A 15,157-nucleotide genomic window follows, 5' to 3' on the forward strand; every position below is an offset into this window, starting at 1 on the left:
TTTAGTTTTGATTTTTAGATTAATCCGAGATATTTTCGGAAGAACCATTCTATTGATAATAAAAAGACTAATATAATTAATAAATACTTAATTTCAATTAAGCTTACCGATTTTGTCTGCTGACTTTCCACATTGTAAAATTGATTTGAATTTAATAAAGTTTGTATCAATTTTTCATGCTTATCAACAGGATAAAGATGAGCTTCATCAAATGCATTTTTCAATGAATTGATATCTGCATTTTTTGAAGTTTTTTCAGGATTATAAGCTAATATTTGAAAACGAATTTCTTTTGAAAAACTACCAACAGTCAAATTAGCTTGATACTCTCCAGGTGCTAGTTGTGAAATATTCGATGTGTATTCTTGATTCTTAAGCAGCATTTGGCTTGTAAAAACTTCATCTGTTTCACTTTTTTTAATTTGTAATTCTAAATCAGCATTAGGATCAAATTTAAAGTTTGCATCATAATATTTTGCTTTGATTTCATTTTCCAAACCTTGATTATAAAAGCTTTCACTCGAAAGTGATAAGCGTTCTTTAGGTTCATTAGATGCTAAAAATTGAATATGCTGATTGATAAATGTATTGAATTTCTCAAAATCTGAATTATTCCGATATGATTTTGCCTTCCATTTCCAAATGTTTTCAGCACCAAAAACACTGCGCTTATACTCCCCTTTTTGAATAACAAAAAACAATGGAGAATCTGTTATAGTATTTTGAATTTTACTCATTAAAATATTTTCAGATTGGTCTGTCACTTGAAGATTGCTAAAGTCCGATTTTAAGGGTGGGAAACTTTCAAAATTTAAATCTTCAAATTGATACAAAGAAAAATCTGAATTAAGTTTGCCAAAATAATCTTCATCAACACCAGAAGCAGATTTTCTAAAGCCTAAATCTAAAGAGTTTATCAAACTATAGTCTGTTGATGTACCTAAAAACAACATAAAATTAGATTCATTTTGAATTACTTTCTTGAAAAGTGAATTTGCTCCAGCTTGAGGTTGATAAAAAATAAACAAATTAACATCTTCGAGCGAAGAAATTTCAGATATTGATTTAATTTGAACTTCATTTTGTTCATTAGACTCAATTGAGGATTTTAAAGCTCCGATATCAGGGTGAATAAAATCAGAAACAATCACGATTTTGTAACGATTATCAATGACATCAATTCCAAACAGTCTTTGGTTATTTGATATATTATTTTCCTCAGATAGGCTTTCTATTTCAACTTTATAGCTTTGACTTCCAACTTGATTAGCATTTACATAAAAGGTATGAGAAAGAGCTGAATTGACTTTAAACTCTAAAACTTTAGATTTAATTCTCTTATCATTTTGATAGAGAATCAGTTTTTTGCTAACGGATTGATCTCCTTTATAATTGACAAAAACTTCAATCGGAAAATTGTTGTTCAAAAAGGCAAATTGATTAACATTCAACATTTCGATTGATAAATCAGGATGTTGTACAGTATCACCCACAACCAAAGCGAAATTTTGTTTAGAATTAGATTTTTTTAATTGATAAGCATAATTAACACCAACAGTTTGACGACCATCTGAAAGTAAAACAAAAGCTCTATTTTCTTGATCATCTGATTGATAAAAATCAATAACACTCGAGATATCTGTTTGTTGTCCTGTAAAAGTTAAACGATCTAGAATATCAACTTCCTGGCTAAATTTGATCATATTCAAATCAAATTTATCATTGAGTTCTTTATGATTTTCAAAATTATTTAAAGCTGATTTCACCTGAGTTGTATCACCTAAATGAGCAATAGACTGCGAATCGTCAATCGCTAAAAGCAACTGAGGTTTTTCTGTAAAAACACTTTTATTTTCAGCCGTGAGATCAATTATGATAAGACCTATAATAAAAAAAGACAAAAACCTAAAGATGGCAAGCATCCATTTGTTTTTGTCTTTTAAATATTTTTGATATAAAAAATAGCTTAGACCAACAGATAGTATGAAGTTAATAACAATCAATAAAATCGTTTGGCCAGACATATTTTTAAGTTAGCATTCCACCATCAACACTTAATGTTTGACCTGTAATATAAGCACTCATATCACTTGCTAGAAAAACACAAGCATTTGCAATATCTTCAGGAGTTCCACCACGTTTTAAAGGAATACTATCTCTCCATCCTTGAACGGTATTTTCATCAAGCTTTTCTGTCATTTCAGTTTCGATAAAGCCAGGAGCAATCACGTTAGAGCGAATATTTCTAGAACCTAACTCTAGAGCAACTGATTTAGAAAAACCAATGATTCCTGCTTTAGAGGCAGAGTAGTTTGATTGTCCTGCATTTCCTTTAATCCCAACAACAGAACTCATGTTAATAATGCTTCCTTTACGTTGCTTTAGCATTGGACGTAAAACAGCTTTAGTTAGATTAAAAACGGAGTTAAGGTTAACTTTAATCACTTTATCAAAGTCTTCTTCACTCATTCTCATCAATAAATTGTCTTTTGTGATTCCTGCATTATTGACCAAAGCATCAATTTGACCAAAATCTTCAAGAACAAGCTTTGCTAATTCTTGTGCTTTATCAAAATCGGCAGCATCTGATTGATAAGCTTTAGCTTTCACACCAAAACCCTCAAGTTCCTTAACCAATTCTTCTGCAGCTTGCGTTGAAGAATTATAAGTAAAGGCAACATTTGCACCATGTTTAGCAAAGGTTGTCGCTATACCACGGCCTATACCTCTACTTCCTCCAGTAATAATAACATTTTGATCTTGTAACAATTTCATGAGATAATATTTTTAAGTAAAAAAACAAACCTCTTTAAGGAATGCTCAAAGAGGTTTAAATATTTTTGAGAAAATTAGCCAATCACCTCAGCAACTTTCTTTCCTATTTCAGCAGGAGAATCAACAACATGAATTCCACTGTCTTTTAAAATTTTCTTTTTAGCTTGTGCAGTATCTTCACTACCACCTACAATAGCTCCAGCATGACCCATTGTACGTCCTGCTGGTGCAGTTTCACCAGCGATAAAGCCAACAACTGGTTTTTTGCTACCGCTTTCTTTATACCATTGAGCCGCTTCAGCTTCAAGTTGTCCACCGATTTCACCGATCATCACAACGCATTCAGTTTCTGGATCGTTAACAAGTAACTCAACAGCATCTTTAGTTGTTGTGCCAATAATTGGGTCACCGCCGATACCAATAGCAGTTGTAATTCCTAATCCTTGCTTAACAACCTGATCAGCAGCCTCATAAGTTAATGTTCCTGACTTAGAAACGATACCTACTTTTCCTTTTTTGAAAACAAAGCCTGGCATGATACCAACTTTAGCTTCTTCTGGTGTAATCACACCTGGACAGTTAGGACCTATTAAACGGCAATCTCTATTTTGAATATAGTTAGAAACTTTAATCATATCTGAAACAGGGATACCTTCCGTGATTGTGATAATAACTTTGATTCCTGCATCTGCAGCCTCCATAATTGCATCGCCAGCAAATGCAGGCGGTACAAAAATGATTGTTGTGTCTGCTCCAGCTTTTTCAACAGCATCAGAGACGGTGTTGAAAACAGGTTTCCCTAAATGTTCGGTTCCTCCTTTCCCTGGTGTTACACCACCAACGATATTTGTGCCGTAGTCAATCATTTGCTCAGCATGGAAAGTTCCTTCACTTCCTGTGAAACCTTGTACAATAATTTTTGAATTTTTATCTACTAAAACGCTCATAACGGTGTTATATTTTTATCAACAAATGTAATTTATTCAATCGAAGATTAAAAGTTTTATCAGCTTAAAATCCCAATGATTTTATTAAGCATCATCAGCTGCAATGCTCATCATTTCAGCTTTGATGATTTGACCTGATTCTATTTCGAAGATCGCCATAAAATGAGCGAGTTCTATTAAGTCTTCAGATTCAATAGTTTCTACAAAATAAGTGAAGTTTGTCACTACTTTTTCTTCAGCTTCTAAAAGCCTTGAAAATTGAGCCGTCATGTTTAAAAAAGTTTTCCCCATTTCTGAAGTTATCTTTTTAAAACCTTCTCTATCAAGTTTAATTTGGCCTTCGTGGCTATGCCATTCAATAATGGCGTTTTCATTAAAGTACTTATCAATGAGATCTAGATTTTTATAAAAATCTGATTCTAAAAATTCAGCAATAAGCTCCTTGTTCTTTGACACTATTTTAATTTTTTATAGATTTCTGGTAATTTTGAGATGTACACCATCTCTTTATATTTTTTTCTTGCTTCTTCAGCTGGCGTTCCAAAATAAGTTTTTCCGCCTTCTAAATCTTTTGAAACTCCTGTTTGTGCTAATAAAATTGCTTTTTTTCCAATATGCAAACCACTGGCTAAACCAACTTGTCCCCAAATGGTAACTTCATCTTCAATGACACAACAACCTGCGATACCAGCTTGAGATGCAATCAAACATTTTTTGCCGATAAAAGTATCGTGTGCAATTTGAACATGATTATCAATTTTGGTTCCTTCACTGATAAAAGTTTCACCAGAAACGCCTCTATCAATTGTAGCGGCAGCACCAATCTCAACATTGTTTTGGATAACAACTTTTCCGCCAGAGATGAGTTTATCAAAACCTTCAGGTCTGTTTTTATAGTAAAAAGCATCCGCTCCTATAACAGCTCCTGCATGGATTGTTACATTGTCTCCAATTTCAGTATGGTCGTATATTGTGACGTTTGGATGAATCAAACAATTTTGACCAATTTTAACATGATTGCCAATAAAAACACCTGGTTGTAAAATTGTAGAATCATGTATTTCTGCAGATTCAGAAATATTTTGAGTTGCTTTTTCGAAAGGTTTAAAAAAGTGTGTTAGTTTATTAAAATCTCGAAATGGATCATCTGAAACTAAAAGCGCCTTCCCTTCTGGGCAATCTACTTTTTTATTGATTAAAATTACACTTGCCTTTGATCGCAAAGCTTTATCGTAATATTTAGGATGGTCAACAAAGACTATATCACCCTTCTCGACAACATGAATTTCATTAGCGCCTAAAACTTCGTAGTTTTCATCACCAACAAAATCTGCGTCAATTAAATCTGCAATCGTTTTTAAAGCGTAAGGTTTAGGAAATTTCATAAAAACTTACTTAACGCGTTCTTTGTAATGTCCTTTTTCTGTTTCTATCTTAATCATGTCACCTTCATTGACAAAAAGAGGAACATTGACGCTAGCTCCTGTTTCTACAGTTGCAGGTTTAGTTGCATTTGTTGCCGTATTTCCTTTAACACCTGGTTCAGTGTGAGTAACTTCCAGTTCAACATGTGGAGGCATTTCAACAGATAAAGGTACATCATCTTCGGTATTAATCAAGATTGTCACAACCTCACCTTCTTTTAATAAACCTGGCATATCCAATGCAGCTTCTACTAAACGAATCTGCGTATAATCATCAGTATGCATAAAGTGATAAAACTCACCTTCTTTATATAAAAATTGATATTTGTGAGTTTCAACTCTTACCTCATCAATTTTATGTCCTGCTGAAAAAGTATTATCAAGTGTCTTTCCTGTGGTTACACTTTTTAATTTCGTTCTGACGAAAGCTGGACCTTTTCCTGGTTTTACGTGTAAAAATTCAACGACTTTATAAATGTCATGGTTGTATTTAATACATAAACCATTTCTGATATCACTTGTTGTAGCCATAATATTGTATTAATTTGAAAAATAGCCTTTCATAATTCCACGCTGCGAGTCTTTGACAAATTGAATGATTTCATCACGCTCAGAAGTTGCCTCCATTTCAGCTTCAAGAATTGAAAGTGCTTGAGAATTGTTATAATTTTTTTGATATAAGATTCTATAAATATCTTGAATCTCTCTAATTTTTTGTGTGTCAAAACCTCTTCGTCTTAAGCCTACTGAATTTATCCCGACATAAGATAAAGGTTCGCGCGCTGCTTTTACGTAGGGAGGAACATCTTTTCTGACAAGAGAACCACCTGTGATAAATGCATGTCGCCCAATGCTACAAAATTGCTGTATCGCTGTCATACCTGCTAAAACCGCATAGTCACCCACTGTAATATGTCCTGCCAATGTTGAATTGTTAGAGAACACACAGTTGTCGCCTACAATACAATCATGAGCAATATGGCAATAAGCCATAATCCAACAATTTTTACCAATTTTGGTTTTCATTCTGTCACTGGTTCCACGATTGATTGTGACGCATTCGCGTATTGTTGTGTTATCGCCTATTTCGGTAATTGTATCTTCGTCTTCAAACTTTTTATCTTGAGGAACAGCTGAAATAACTGCACCTGGAAAAATACTGACATTTTTACCAATGCGAGCACCTTCCATAATCGTCACATTAGATCCGATCCAAGACCCTTCGCCAATAACGACATTGTTATGAATAGTCGTAAATGGTTCAATGACAACATTCTTAGCTATTTTTGCTCCAGGGTGGACGTATGCTAAAGGTTGATTCATAATTATTCTTTTGATTTTACTATTTGTGCCATTAACTCTGCTTCACATGCTAATTTTCCATTAGCATAAGCATAGGCTTGCATTTGAATGATTCCTCTTCTTATAGGTGAAATCAGTTCTAATTTAAATATAAGTGTGTCACCAGGAACAACTTGCTGTTTAAACTTCACATTATTCATTTTCATGAAAAAGGTTAAGTAATTTTCTGGATCAGGAACAGTGCTCAAAGCTAAAATTCCGCCAGTTTGCGCCATCGCTTCAACTTGAAGAACACCAGGCATCACAGGTTTTCCAGGGAAATGTCCAACAAAGAAAGGTTCATTCATTGTGACATTTTTCGTTCCAACAACGGATGAGTCTGTTAACTCATATATTTTATCAACCAACAAAAACGGAGGTCGATGTGGTAGACGATCCATAATTTCAGAAACATCATAAAGAGGCTTTGAATTCAGATCTATTTGTGGAACTTTATTTCGCTTTTCTGCTTTAATCACTTTTGCAAGTTTTTTAGCAAATTGCGTGTTTATTTTATGACCTGGTTTATTCGCGATAACTTTACCTCGTATATGTGTTCCCACAAGAGCTAAATCACCAATAACATCAAGTAATTTATGCCTTGCTGCTTCATTTGGATGATGTAAAGTTAAGTTATCTAAAATACCATTAGGTTTTACTGAAATGTCTTTTTTATCAAAAGCAACTTCTAGTTTTTTCATTATTTCAGGAGACAACTCTTTATCGACGTAAACAATCGCATTATTCAGATCTCCACCTTTGATTAAACCGTGTTCAAGAAGCGCTTCAAGTTCATGTAAAAAACTGAAAGTCCTTGAATTTGCAATATGATCTTTAAATTCAGTAATAGATTTAATCGAAGCATTTTGTGTTCCTAAAACTTTGGTTTGAAAATCAACCATAGTTGTGACTTGATACTCATTCGCTGGCATCACTAAGATTTCAGAGCCTGTTTCTTCATCAGAAAAAGAGATGACATCTTTCACGATAAACTCTTCACGCTCAGCATCTAATTCAATAACTTCTGCTTTTTCTAAGGCTTCTACAAAATATTTTGAAGAACCATCCATTATCGGAGGTTCAGAAGCATTGAGTTCAATGATCACATTATCAATACCCAAACCAACACAAGCAGCGAGAACGTGCTCAGAGGTTTGAATCAAAACACCATTTTTTTCCAGTGTTGTACCTCTATCAGTACTTGCTACTAAGTTGGCATCAGCTGGAATCATCGGATGTCCTTCAAGATCCATTCGTCTAAAGATAAAACCAGTGCTTGCTTCTGCTGGTTTGAAGGTTAAGATCACATTTTGACCTGTATGAAGTCCGACACCTTCAAGTTTAATTTCCTTAGAAATTGTCGTTTGTTTTTTAGGACTATTACTCATCTTTACTGATTTTTTTCTCTATAGAATTTAGCTGATTAACTATTTTTGGTAAGTTTCTAAAATGAACATAAGACTTGTTAAAGTCTGAATACCCAAGTGCTGGTGATCCTTGTATGGCCTGACCATCTTTTACGTTTTTACCAACTCCTGTTTGTGCTTGAATTCGGACATGATCGCCAATTTTAATATGACCGACAATACCAACTTGGCCGCCGATAATACAATGTTTTCCTATACGTGTTGATCCTGCTATTCCAGTTTGAGCAGCAATTGCAGTGTGTTCACCTATCTCAACATTATGTGCAATTTGAATTTGGTTATCAAGTTTCACTCCTTTTCGGATAATTGTTGATCCTAAAGTTGCGCGATCAATTGTAGTTGCTGCGCCAACATCAACATCATCTTCTATAATAACATTACCCGTTTGTGGAACTTTTGTAAAAACGCCTTTATCATTTGGCGTAAAACCAAAACCATCTGCACCTATGATAACACCTCCATGTAAAACACAATTTTCACCAATAATACAGTCTGAAAAAACTTTACTACCTGGGTAAATAACAGTATTATCACCTATTTCAACATTATCACCAATATAAGAATTTGGATGTATTGAAACCTTATTTCCAATTTTGGCATTATTTCCGATGTATGAAAAAGCGCCGATATAAATATCCTCACCTAAACTTACATCTTCTCCCATAAAATGTGGATCTTCTACACCAAGCTTTTTTGTTTTTTTGAATTCTTCGTAATAACCTAATAATTTAGAAAAAGCTTCATAAGAATCTTCAACTTTTATCAAGGTAACAGAAGTGTTTTCTTTAGGTTCAAAATCTTTATTAACAATGCAAACACTCGCATTTGATGAGTGTACATAGTTTGTATATTTCGGATTAGACAGAAATGTAAGTGAGCCTTCCTCACCCTCTTCAATTTTTGATAATTTAGAAACAACCGCTTCAGAATTACCAACAATTTCGCCGTTTAAAATTTCTGCTATTTGATTTGCTGTAAATTTCATTCTTGCAAAAATAGGAAAAAAGTGTTAATAATTGTTTTTTGGGTAACATAAGTAATATTTCGTCACAACTTTTGACAAAGCTTTCAGGTTAAATTGATCTGAAGCCTTAGAAACATCCTTGAGTTTTCCATTTTTATAAAGGATTTTAATCGGCTGATCACTCGTTGTGTAAGCTAAATTATTCGCTTCACCTGTGAAAACAAAATAATTTGCTTCTTCTGCTGTCATGTCATGATCTTTCATAAAACTTTCAAGTTCAACATGATATTTAGCATTATTAATCGGTTTATCTTTTAGCTTAATTTTAGGAAGCTGCCTATTGATCAGCATTTGAGATAAGTTTTTTAAGACAATATCATCAGCGTTCATCCACATTTTAATGGCGTAAATAACATCAAAATCATCAAGTTTTGCAAAAGTTTCAAGTTCTTTCTTGTTGAAATTATCTAACTCGATATCATTTTTAAGGAAAAATAAAAGCGCTTGACTTCCAAATATATCCTCTCCTTGTTGTACCAAATATTTTGCTCTTTTGATTGCTTTAATCAAAACTTGCTCTGCACATAAACCTGTTTTATGTAAATAAACTTGCCAATACATTAAACGGCGAGCAACAAGGAATTTTTCAACAGAATAAATCCCTTTTTCTTCAATAACAATTTCATCGTTTCTTACATTTAACATACTTATTAAACGCTCGCTATTAACATTTCCTTCTGCCACACCAGTGTAAAAACTATCTCTTCTCAAATAATCTAACCTATCCATGTCCAGTTGACTAGAAAGCAATTGACATAAAAATTTTTTAGGATATTGATCAGTGAAAATTTCAATGGCTAAACTGATCTTGCCATTAAATTCATCATTGAGTTGATGCATAAATTTCAACGAAATTTCTTCATGGTTAACACCACCAACCAAACTATGTTCCAAAGCATGAGAAAACGGTCCATGACCAATATCATGAAGCAAAATGGCAATTAACAAAGCCTCCTCTTCATCCTCGGAAATTTTTACACCTTTAAATCTTAAAACCTTAATGGCTTTATCCATCAAATGTATACAACCCAAAGCATGATGAAATCTTGTGTGATGCGCACCTGGATAAACCAAATATGACAGTCCCATTTGTGAAACTCTTCTCAGTCTTTGAAAAAACGGATGCTCGATAATATCGAAAATTAATGGACTAGGAATGGTAATAAAACCATAAATCGGATCGTTAATAATCTTAAGTTTACTATTTTGTTTCACAAACTATTTATTTAAAAACAAAGATACATATATATGACAAAGCTGAAAGTTTTATGGGTTGATGATGAAATAGATTTATTGAAACCTCATGTTTTATTTCTTGAACAAAAGAATTATGAAGTGACAACTTGCCAAAGTGGTCCTGAAGCCATTGAACTCATTCCTAATGAAAATTTCGACATCGTTTTATTGGATGAAAATATGCCTGGTCTGACAGGAATCGAAACTTTAGCTGAAATCAAAACCATTCAAGACAATCTTCCTGTTGTGATGATCACGAAAAGCGAAGAAGAATACATTATGGAAGAAGCCATTGGATCTAAAATTGCAGATTACCTCATCAAACCCGTCAATCCAAATCAAATTTTATTGAGCTTAAAAAAGAATCTTGATCATTCACGTTTAGTCACACAAAAAACAACATCAAACTACCAGCAAGAGTTCAGGAAAATCACAATGGATTTAATGCAAACCAACACTTATGATGCCTGGGTAGAGCTTTACAAAAAACTGGTTTATTGGGAATTAGAACTAGGAGATATAGATGACGGCGGCATGTTTGAAATATTAGAAACCCAAAAAAATGAAGCGAATATTGAATTTGGTAAGTTTATAGAAAAAAATTACGCGTCTTGGTTTGAAAAAAACACAAAAGCTCCAGAATTATCTCACACGCTTTTTAGAAATAAAATTCTACCTGAAATCTCTAAAGAGCAACCGACATTACTTGTTGTCATAGATAATTTGCGATATGATCAATATAAAGCATTTGAACCGACACTGAATAAATATCTTAAAAAGAAAAAAGAAGAAGCTTTTTTCAGCATTCTACCAACTGCTACACAATATGCAAGAAATGCCATTTTCTCAGGCTTAACACCTGAAGATATGGAAAAAATATATCCAGAATATTGGAAAAATGATACAGATGATGGTGGTAAAAATTTATTTGAAAAAGAGTTTTTAGAAGCGCAACTTAACCGCCTCGGAAAACCATTAGATTTCTCTTACCATAAGATTACCAATATCAGTCAAGGTGAAAAACTTGTTGACAATTTCAAGCAAGAAAAATCTAAAGACCTATCTGTTGTGGTATATAATTTTGTTGATATGCTTTCACACTCAAAAACAGAACTTGAAGTGATTAAAGAACTTGCATCAACTGATAAATCTTATAGATCATTGACTGAAAGTTGGTTTAAAAACTCACCCCTATTAGAAATTATTCAGCAAGCCAAAGCACTAGGCTTTAAAACAATTATCACTACAGATCACGGAACGATCAACGTTAAAAATCCTTCAAAAGTTATTGGTGATAAAAATACGAGTTTAAACCTTAGGTATAAAACTGGCCGAAGCTTGACTTACGAAGATAAAGATGTGATTGTTGCAAAAGATCCATCTAAATTCAAACTTCCAAAAATCAATATGTCAAGTTCTTATATTTTTGCAAAAAACAACTATTTTTTAGCTTATCCAAACAACTACAATTACTATGTCAATTATTACAAAAACAGTTATCAACACGGCGGCGTCTCATTAGAAGAAATGATTATTCCGTTTGCTGTTTACGAGTAAAATTGACACTATATTGACACAAAAAAGCACAAGCAAATTAAATTTGACTTGTGCTTTTTTTAAAATAGTTCCTAAATAAATTTACTTCTTCTCTTTTTTCTCTTCTTCTTTACCTTTATCCAAAACATCTTTAAATTCTATTTCGCTATCTACACTTTCAGTAAAAGCGCTAATCCAAGCATTTTTAAAAATATTAGTTATTGTTGGCCAAACTTTCGAGTCAACTTTATTTAAATCACCTTCAATTGGAACTTTTGTCGCTACGGTATCTGTCCCTTGATTTTTCAAAATAAATTTAAAGATACCGACAAAACCTTCCCAAAGAGTTTTCAGGAATCCATCATCTTTACCAATCAATTTTGTATCGGTTAATAATGGCTTAACATAAGCCTTCATGTAACCATCTGCGATAGCAACTTCACTAAAAACGCCTAGTTTTCCACTTTCGAAATCTAAACCTGCATAGTGATTTGTAAAATCATTAAGAGAACTCACCTCAGCATTTTCTAGAGCTAAAGAAATATCCATATCAGGGATTTCTTTAATCAAATCGAGTTCACCATCAATTTTTAATTCACCCTTCCCAATGGATACACCAGTGGCATGAATTGGAGAAGGAAGCTTATCACCTGAACGTTGCACATTTCTAAGATTTTTAGCAGAAAGATTTAATTGATCGATATAAAGATCAATCGAAGGATCAGCTTGTAATTGAAGAAAAGCCAATTTCCCTTGATGAATTTGTAAATTGTTTATCTCTAACGGAACGATATCTTTTAATGCTGCCGTCCAATCATCAGCTTCAGTCTCAGTATCTTCAGAAGTTGTTTCTTGATCTTCTAAAACATAGGTGATTTGTGGTTGAAACATTTCAATTTCACTCACAATCTTTCCTTTTAATAAAGCGCGCCATTGAACAGAAATATCAGTCCGTGGAAAATTTAAAAAAGGAACTTCACTTTTAGCGGTAACCTTATTTAAATATAATTCATCAATTTGATAAGCACCTCTCCAAATAGATAAGTCAATATCTTTAACATGACCATAATAACCAGGGATATCTGCTAAAGTTTTATTGGCGTAATTTTTAATTAATGTTGGGAGATATAATCTAAATACAATCAAGAGAATTAAAATAATAATAGGGATAACATACCTTTTCTTTTCATAAAATTTCCTTTTACTTTTTGACATGGCTCTTGTTTTTAGCTAAAATGACTCAAATATAAGTTCTATTCAGTTAAAATATTAATAAATCATTTTAGTGATCATAAAGATAATCTCTGATAATTTTGACAAATGATAAGAACTAATTAAGAAATATTATTAAATTTATGACCGTTTGAATTAAAACTTGTCAATGACAATTATAGATTACAATCTTGACGATTTAGAAAGAATTTCAGAAAAAATACTGAATCACATTTCTTATCGAAAAATTATTTTTAAAGGTGATTTAGGTGCTGGCAAAACAACCTTAATCAAGGCTTTAGTAAAAAAATTAGGTTCAGATGAATTAGTCTCTAGTCCTACTTTTTCTTTAGTCAATGAATATGAACTAGAGAAGTCTAAAATCTTTCACTTTGATTTTTACAGAATTGAAAATGAAGAAGAAGCTTACGACATAGGGTTTGAGGATTATATTGATACAGAAGCTTGGGTTTTCATTGAATGGCCAGAGAAAATTCCAAACCTTTTAGATTTTGATCATCACTGTATTCACATCAGTTTTAATGAAAAACTTGAACGCATACTCGAATTAAAATAAAGTTTAACCTAATTATCTTTGATATTATGAGCCAAACATCATCATCTCCGTTCACTCAATCTGAATTACTTCCTCAAGAAGAAATGCTCGAATTATCAAAAACAAAAGGACAGCTTTTTATAGGCATCCCAAAGGAAATTAGTTATCAAGAAAAACGTGTATGTTTGACACCTGATGCTGTTAGCGCTTTAACAGCAAATGGTCATCGCGTCTTGATTGAAAAAGGCGCTGGAAATTACGCCAAATTTTCTGATCAAGATTATAGCGAAGCTGGAGCAGAAATTACAAATGATAAAAACAAGATTTTCTCTTGTCCCATTATTTTAAAGGTGGCGCCTTTGTGCGATGAAGAACTAGAAATCATACATCCGCAAACCACTTTAATTTCTGCATTACAACTCAAAACGAGAAACAAAAAGTATTTTCAAAAACTTGCTGAAAAACGCATCACTGCTTTGGCTTTTGAGTTTATTAAAGATGAGTTCGGCACATACCCAGCAGTTAGAACTTTAAGCGAGATTGCTGGATCAGCATCAATTTTAATCGCAGCTGAGCTTTTGGCTAAAGTCGATGAAGCCAATGGATTAATGCTTGGTAACATCAGCGGTGTTCCACCAACAGAAGTTGTGATTATTGGCGCAGGAACAGTTGGAGAATTTGCAGCAAAATCTGCTATTGGTTTAGGTGCATCCATCAAAGTTTTCGATAGTTCAATCACAAGACTTCGTCATTTAAGAGAAAACCTGAGTCATCATATTTTCACTTCAACAATTCAACCTAAAAGCTTAACAAAAGCACTTCGTCGGGCTGATGTCGTGATTGGTGCTGTTGGAGGCAAAAACAGATCTCCAGTAATTGTTTCTAAAAAAATGGTTCAGAAAATGAAAAAAGGAGCTGTTATTATCGATGTTAGTATTGATATGGGTGGTTGTGTTGAGACTTCTGAAATCACGAATCACAATAAACCCACCAAAGTGATTGACGATGTGATTCATTATTGCGTTCCTAATATTCCTTCTCGCTATCCTCGAACATCCTCAATGTCAATCAGTAATATTTTTACACCTTACTTATTACATATTGCTGAAGAAGGCGGCATAGAAAATACGCTTCGATATGAGAAAGGTCTTCGCAATGGATTATATTTGTACCACGGAATTTTAACAAACAAATCCGTTGCAAATTGGTTTGACATGGATTATAAAGATCCGAATTTACTTATTTTTTAAATATGAAATTTATTCAACGCTTAGGTTATTACTCCATTGGTTTAGTTATTGGAGTGATTATTCTTTTATTTTTTTTAGGAGGAAAAAAAACGTCTTGTGATTATGGTTTAGATGCGAGAGTCATCAAAAACATTTCAACTAAAAAAGCAAGTTACTCATCTGAGGCGCTACAAAGTTTTAGTCATTACCAGATTGATACAAGTCAATATAAAACCATTTTACAAGATGCAACTGTAAATTTTGGAGAAAGTCAAACTGATTTAGATTCCTGTAAAATTTATATTTTAGAATCTAAATATGCATCAGAAAAATATAAACTTCAAATTGAAAATTGCGATTCAATTGCGCAAATTCAAAAGCTTGAAAGGCAATAATTAAGTTTACGCTTAAAATAAAAAAAGGTCTTTCAAAATTGAAAGACCTTTTTTG

At 33.0% G+C, this 15,157-nt stretch carries 15 protein-coding genes; 4 read left to right on the plus strand and 11 right to left on the minus strand.

The genetic code is table 11. From position 1 onward, the window contains the following. Nucleotides 1-14: 14 nt before the first annotated feature. From CAP47_RS12095 to CAP47_RS12140, 10 genes are all read right to left on the minus strand, one after another. The gene (locus tag CAP47_RS12095) at nt 15-2,024 is read right to left on the minus strand and encodes a hypothetical protein (RefSeq protein ID WP_100776851.1); all 2,010 of its coding nucleotides are present in this window, start codon (nt 2,022-2,024) and stop codon (nt 15-17) included. Nucleotides 2,025-2,028: 4 nt separating this feature from the next. After that, nucleotides 2,029-2,775 (minus strand): 3-oxoacyl-[acyl-carrier-protein] reductase, encoded by a 747-nt coding sequence (fabG, locus tag CAP47_RS12100; RefSeq protein ID WP_093241535.1) that lies wholly within the window; start codon nt 2,773-2,775, stop codon nt 2,029-2,031. A 74-nt stretch (nt 2,776-2,849) separates the two neighbouring features. Further along, nucleotides 2,850-3,722: a succinate--CoA ligase subunit alpha gene (gene sucD / locus CAP47_RS12105; RefSeq protein WP_100776852.1), complete on the minus strand. Its 873-nt coding sequence runs from the start codon at nt 3,720-3,722 to the stop codon at nt 2,850-2,852. An 84-nt stretch (nt 3,723-3,806) separates the two neighbouring features. Further along, the gene (locus tag CAP47_RS12110) at nt 3,807-4,178 is read right to left on the minus strand and encodes a nuclear transport factor 2 family protein (RefSeq protein ID WP_100776853.1); all 372 of its coding nucleotides are present in this window, start codon (nt 4,176-4,178) and stop codon (nt 3,807-3,809) included. Next, the gene (locus CAP47_RS12115; protein ID WP_093241557.1) at nt 4,178-5,107 is read right to left on the minus strand and encodes a UDP-3-O-(3-hydroxymyristoyl)glucosamine N-acyltransferase; all 930 of its coding nucleotides are present in this window, start codon (nt 5,105-5,107) and stop codon (nt 4,178-4,180) included. Before CAP47_RS12115 ends, CAP47_RS12110 begins: the two co-directional genes overlap by 1 nt. A 6-nt stretch (nt 5,108-5,113) precedes the next feature. Then, nucleotides 5,114-5,677, minus strand: coding sequence for an elongation factor P (gene efp / locus CAP47_RS12120; protein WP_100776854.1), 564 nt, complete (start codon nt 5,675-5,677; stop codon nt 5,114-5,116). 9 nt (nt 5,678-5,686) lie between these two features. Continuing rightward, nucleotides 5,687-6,469: an acyl-ACP--UDP-N-acetylglucosamine O-acyltransferase gene (gene lpxA, locus CAP47_RS12125; protein WP_100776855.1), complete on the minus strand. Its 783-nt coding sequence runs from the start codon at nt 6,467-6,469 to the stop codon at nt 5,687-5,689. Nucleotides 6,470-6,471: 2 nt separating this feature from the next. Next, nucleotides 6,472-7,875, minus strand: coding sequence for a bifunctional UDP-3-O-[3-hydroxymyristoyl] N-acetylglucosamine deacetylase/3-hydroxyacyl-ACP dehydratase (locus CAP47_RS12130; protein ID WP_100776856.1), 1,404 nt, complete (start codon nt 7,873-7,875; stop codon nt 6,472-6,474). Further along, entirely contained in the window at nt 7,868-8,899 is a 1,032-nt protein-coding gene (gene lpxD / locus CAP47_RS12135) for a UDP-3-O-(3-hydroxymyristoyl)glucosamine N-acyltransferase (protein WP_100776857.1), read from the minus strand. The genes CAP47_RS12130 and lpxD overlap by 8 nt, the downstream gene beginning before the upstream one ends. Nucleotides 8,900-8,923: 24 nt before the next feature. After that, entirely contained in the window at nt 8,924-10,153 is a 1,230-nt protein-coding gene (locus CAP47_RS12140; protein ID WP_100776858.1) for an HD domain-containing protein, read from the minus strand. A gap of 33 nt (nt 10,154-10,186) precedes the next feature. On the opposite strand from CAP47_RS12140, the gene CAP47_RS12145 reads away from it, so the two are divergent. Next, nucleotides 10,187-11,731 (plus strand): bifunctional response regulator/alkaline phosphatase family protein, encoded by a 1,545-nt coding sequence (locus CAP47_RS12145; RefSeq protein WP_100776859.1) that lies wholly within the window; start codon nt 10,187-10,189, stop codon nt 11,729-11,731. An 81-nt stretch (nt 11,732-11,812) separates the two neighbouring features. Here the strand turns inward: CAP47_RS12145 and CAP47_RS12150 are convergent, their stop codons facing one another. After that, nucleotides 11,813-12,925, minus strand: coding sequence for a DUF748 domain-containing protein (locus CAP47_RS12150; RefSeq protein ID WP_100776860.1), 1,113 nt, complete (start codon nt 12,923-12,925; stop codon nt 11,813-11,815). Nucleotides 12,926-13,091: 166 nt separating this feature from the next. Here CAP47_RS12150 and tsaE point away from each other — a divergent pair, with 166 nt between their 5' ends. Genes tsaE through CAP47_RS12165 form a run of 3 tightly spaced genes read left to right on the plus strand, consistent with a single transcriptional unit; the run spans nt 13,092 to nt 15,102 of the window. Beyond that, complete coding sequence (tsaE, locus tag CAP47_RS12155) at nt 13,092-13,499, plus strand: tRNA (adenosine(37)-N6)-threonylcarbamoyltransferase complex ATPase subunit type 1 TsaE (protein ID WP_100776861.1); 408 nt, start codon at nt 13,092-13,094, stop codon at nt 13,497-13,499. Between the two features lie 26 nt (nt 13,500-13,525). After that, nucleotides 13,526-14,728, plus strand: a complete 1,203-nt coding sequence (locus tag CAP47_RS12160) for an alanine dehydrogenase (protein WP_100776862.1) — start codon at nt 13,526-13,528, stop codon at nt 14,726-14,728. A 2-nt stretch (nt 14,729-14,730) separates the two neighbouring features. Then, nucleotides 14,731-15,102, plus strand: coding sequence for a hypothetical protein (locus CAP47_RS12165; RefSeq protein ID WP_100776863.1), 372 nt, complete (start codon nt 14,731-14,733; stop codon nt 15,100-15,102). Nucleotides 15,103-15,157 lie beyond the last annotated feature (55 nt).

This window comes from Psychroflexus sp. S27 (genome assembly GCF_002810405.1).
Taxonomy (GTDB): Bacteria; Bacteroidota; Bacteroidia; order Flavobacteriales; family Flavobacteriaceae; genus Psychroflexus; species Psychroflexus halocasei_A.

What these genes read in the sequence shown, in the direction of transcription:
- CAP47_RS12095 (WP_100776851.1), bottom strand. Translation starts at nt 2,024, where the DNA reads ATGTCTGGCCAAACGATTTTATTGATTGTTATTAACTTCATACTATCT.
- fabG (WP_093241535.1), bottom strand. Translation starts at nt 2,775, where the DNA reads ATGAAATTGTTACAAGATCAAAATGTTATTATTACTGGAGGAAGTAGA.
- sucD (WP_100776852.1), bottom strand. Translation starts at nt 3,722, where the DNA reads ATGAGCGTTTTAGTAGATAAAAATTCAAAAATTATTGTACAAGGTTTC.
- CAP47_RS12115 (WP_093241557.1), bottom strand. Translation starts at nt 5,107, where the DNA reads ATGAAATTTCCTAAACCTTACGCTTTAAAAACGATTGCAGATTTAATT.
- efp (WP_100776854.1), bottom strand. Translation starts at nt 5,677, where the DNA reads ATGGCTACAACAAGTGATATCAGAAATGGTTTATGTATTAAATACAAC.
- lpxA (WP_100776855.1), bottom strand. Translation starts at nt 6,469, where the DNA reads ATGAATCAACCTTTAGCATACGTCCACCCTGGAGCAAAAATAGCTAAG.
- CAP47_RS12130 (WP_100776856.1), bottom strand. Translation starts at nt 7,875, where the DNA reads ATGAGTAATAGTCCTAAAAAACAAACGACAATTTCTAAGGAAATTAAA.
- lpxD (WP_100776857.1), bottom strand. Translation starts at nt 8,899, where the DNA reads ATGAAATTTACAGCAAATCAAATAGCAGAAATTTTAAACGGCGAAATT.
- CAP47_RS12145 (WP_100776859.1), top strand. Translation starts at nt 10,187, where the DNA reads ATGACAAAGCTGAAAGTTTTATGGGTTGATGATGAAATAGATTTATTG.
- CAP47_RS12150 (WP_100776860.1), bottom strand. Translation starts at nt 12,925, where the DNA reads ATGTCAAAAAGTAAAAGGAAATTTTATGAAAAGAAAAGGTATGTTATC.
- tsaE (WP_100776861.1), top strand. Translation starts at nt 13,092, where the DNA reads ATGACAATTATAGATTACAATCTTGACGATTTAGAAAGAATTTCAGAA.
- CAP47_RS12160 (WP_100776862.1), top strand. Translation starts at nt 13,526, where the DNA reads ATGAGCCAAACATCATCATCTCCGTTCACTCAATCTGAATTACTTCCT.
- CAP47_RS12165 (WP_100776863.1), top strand. Translation starts at nt 14,731, where the DNA reads ATGAAATTTATTCAACGCTTAGGTTATTACTCCATTGGTTTAGTTATT.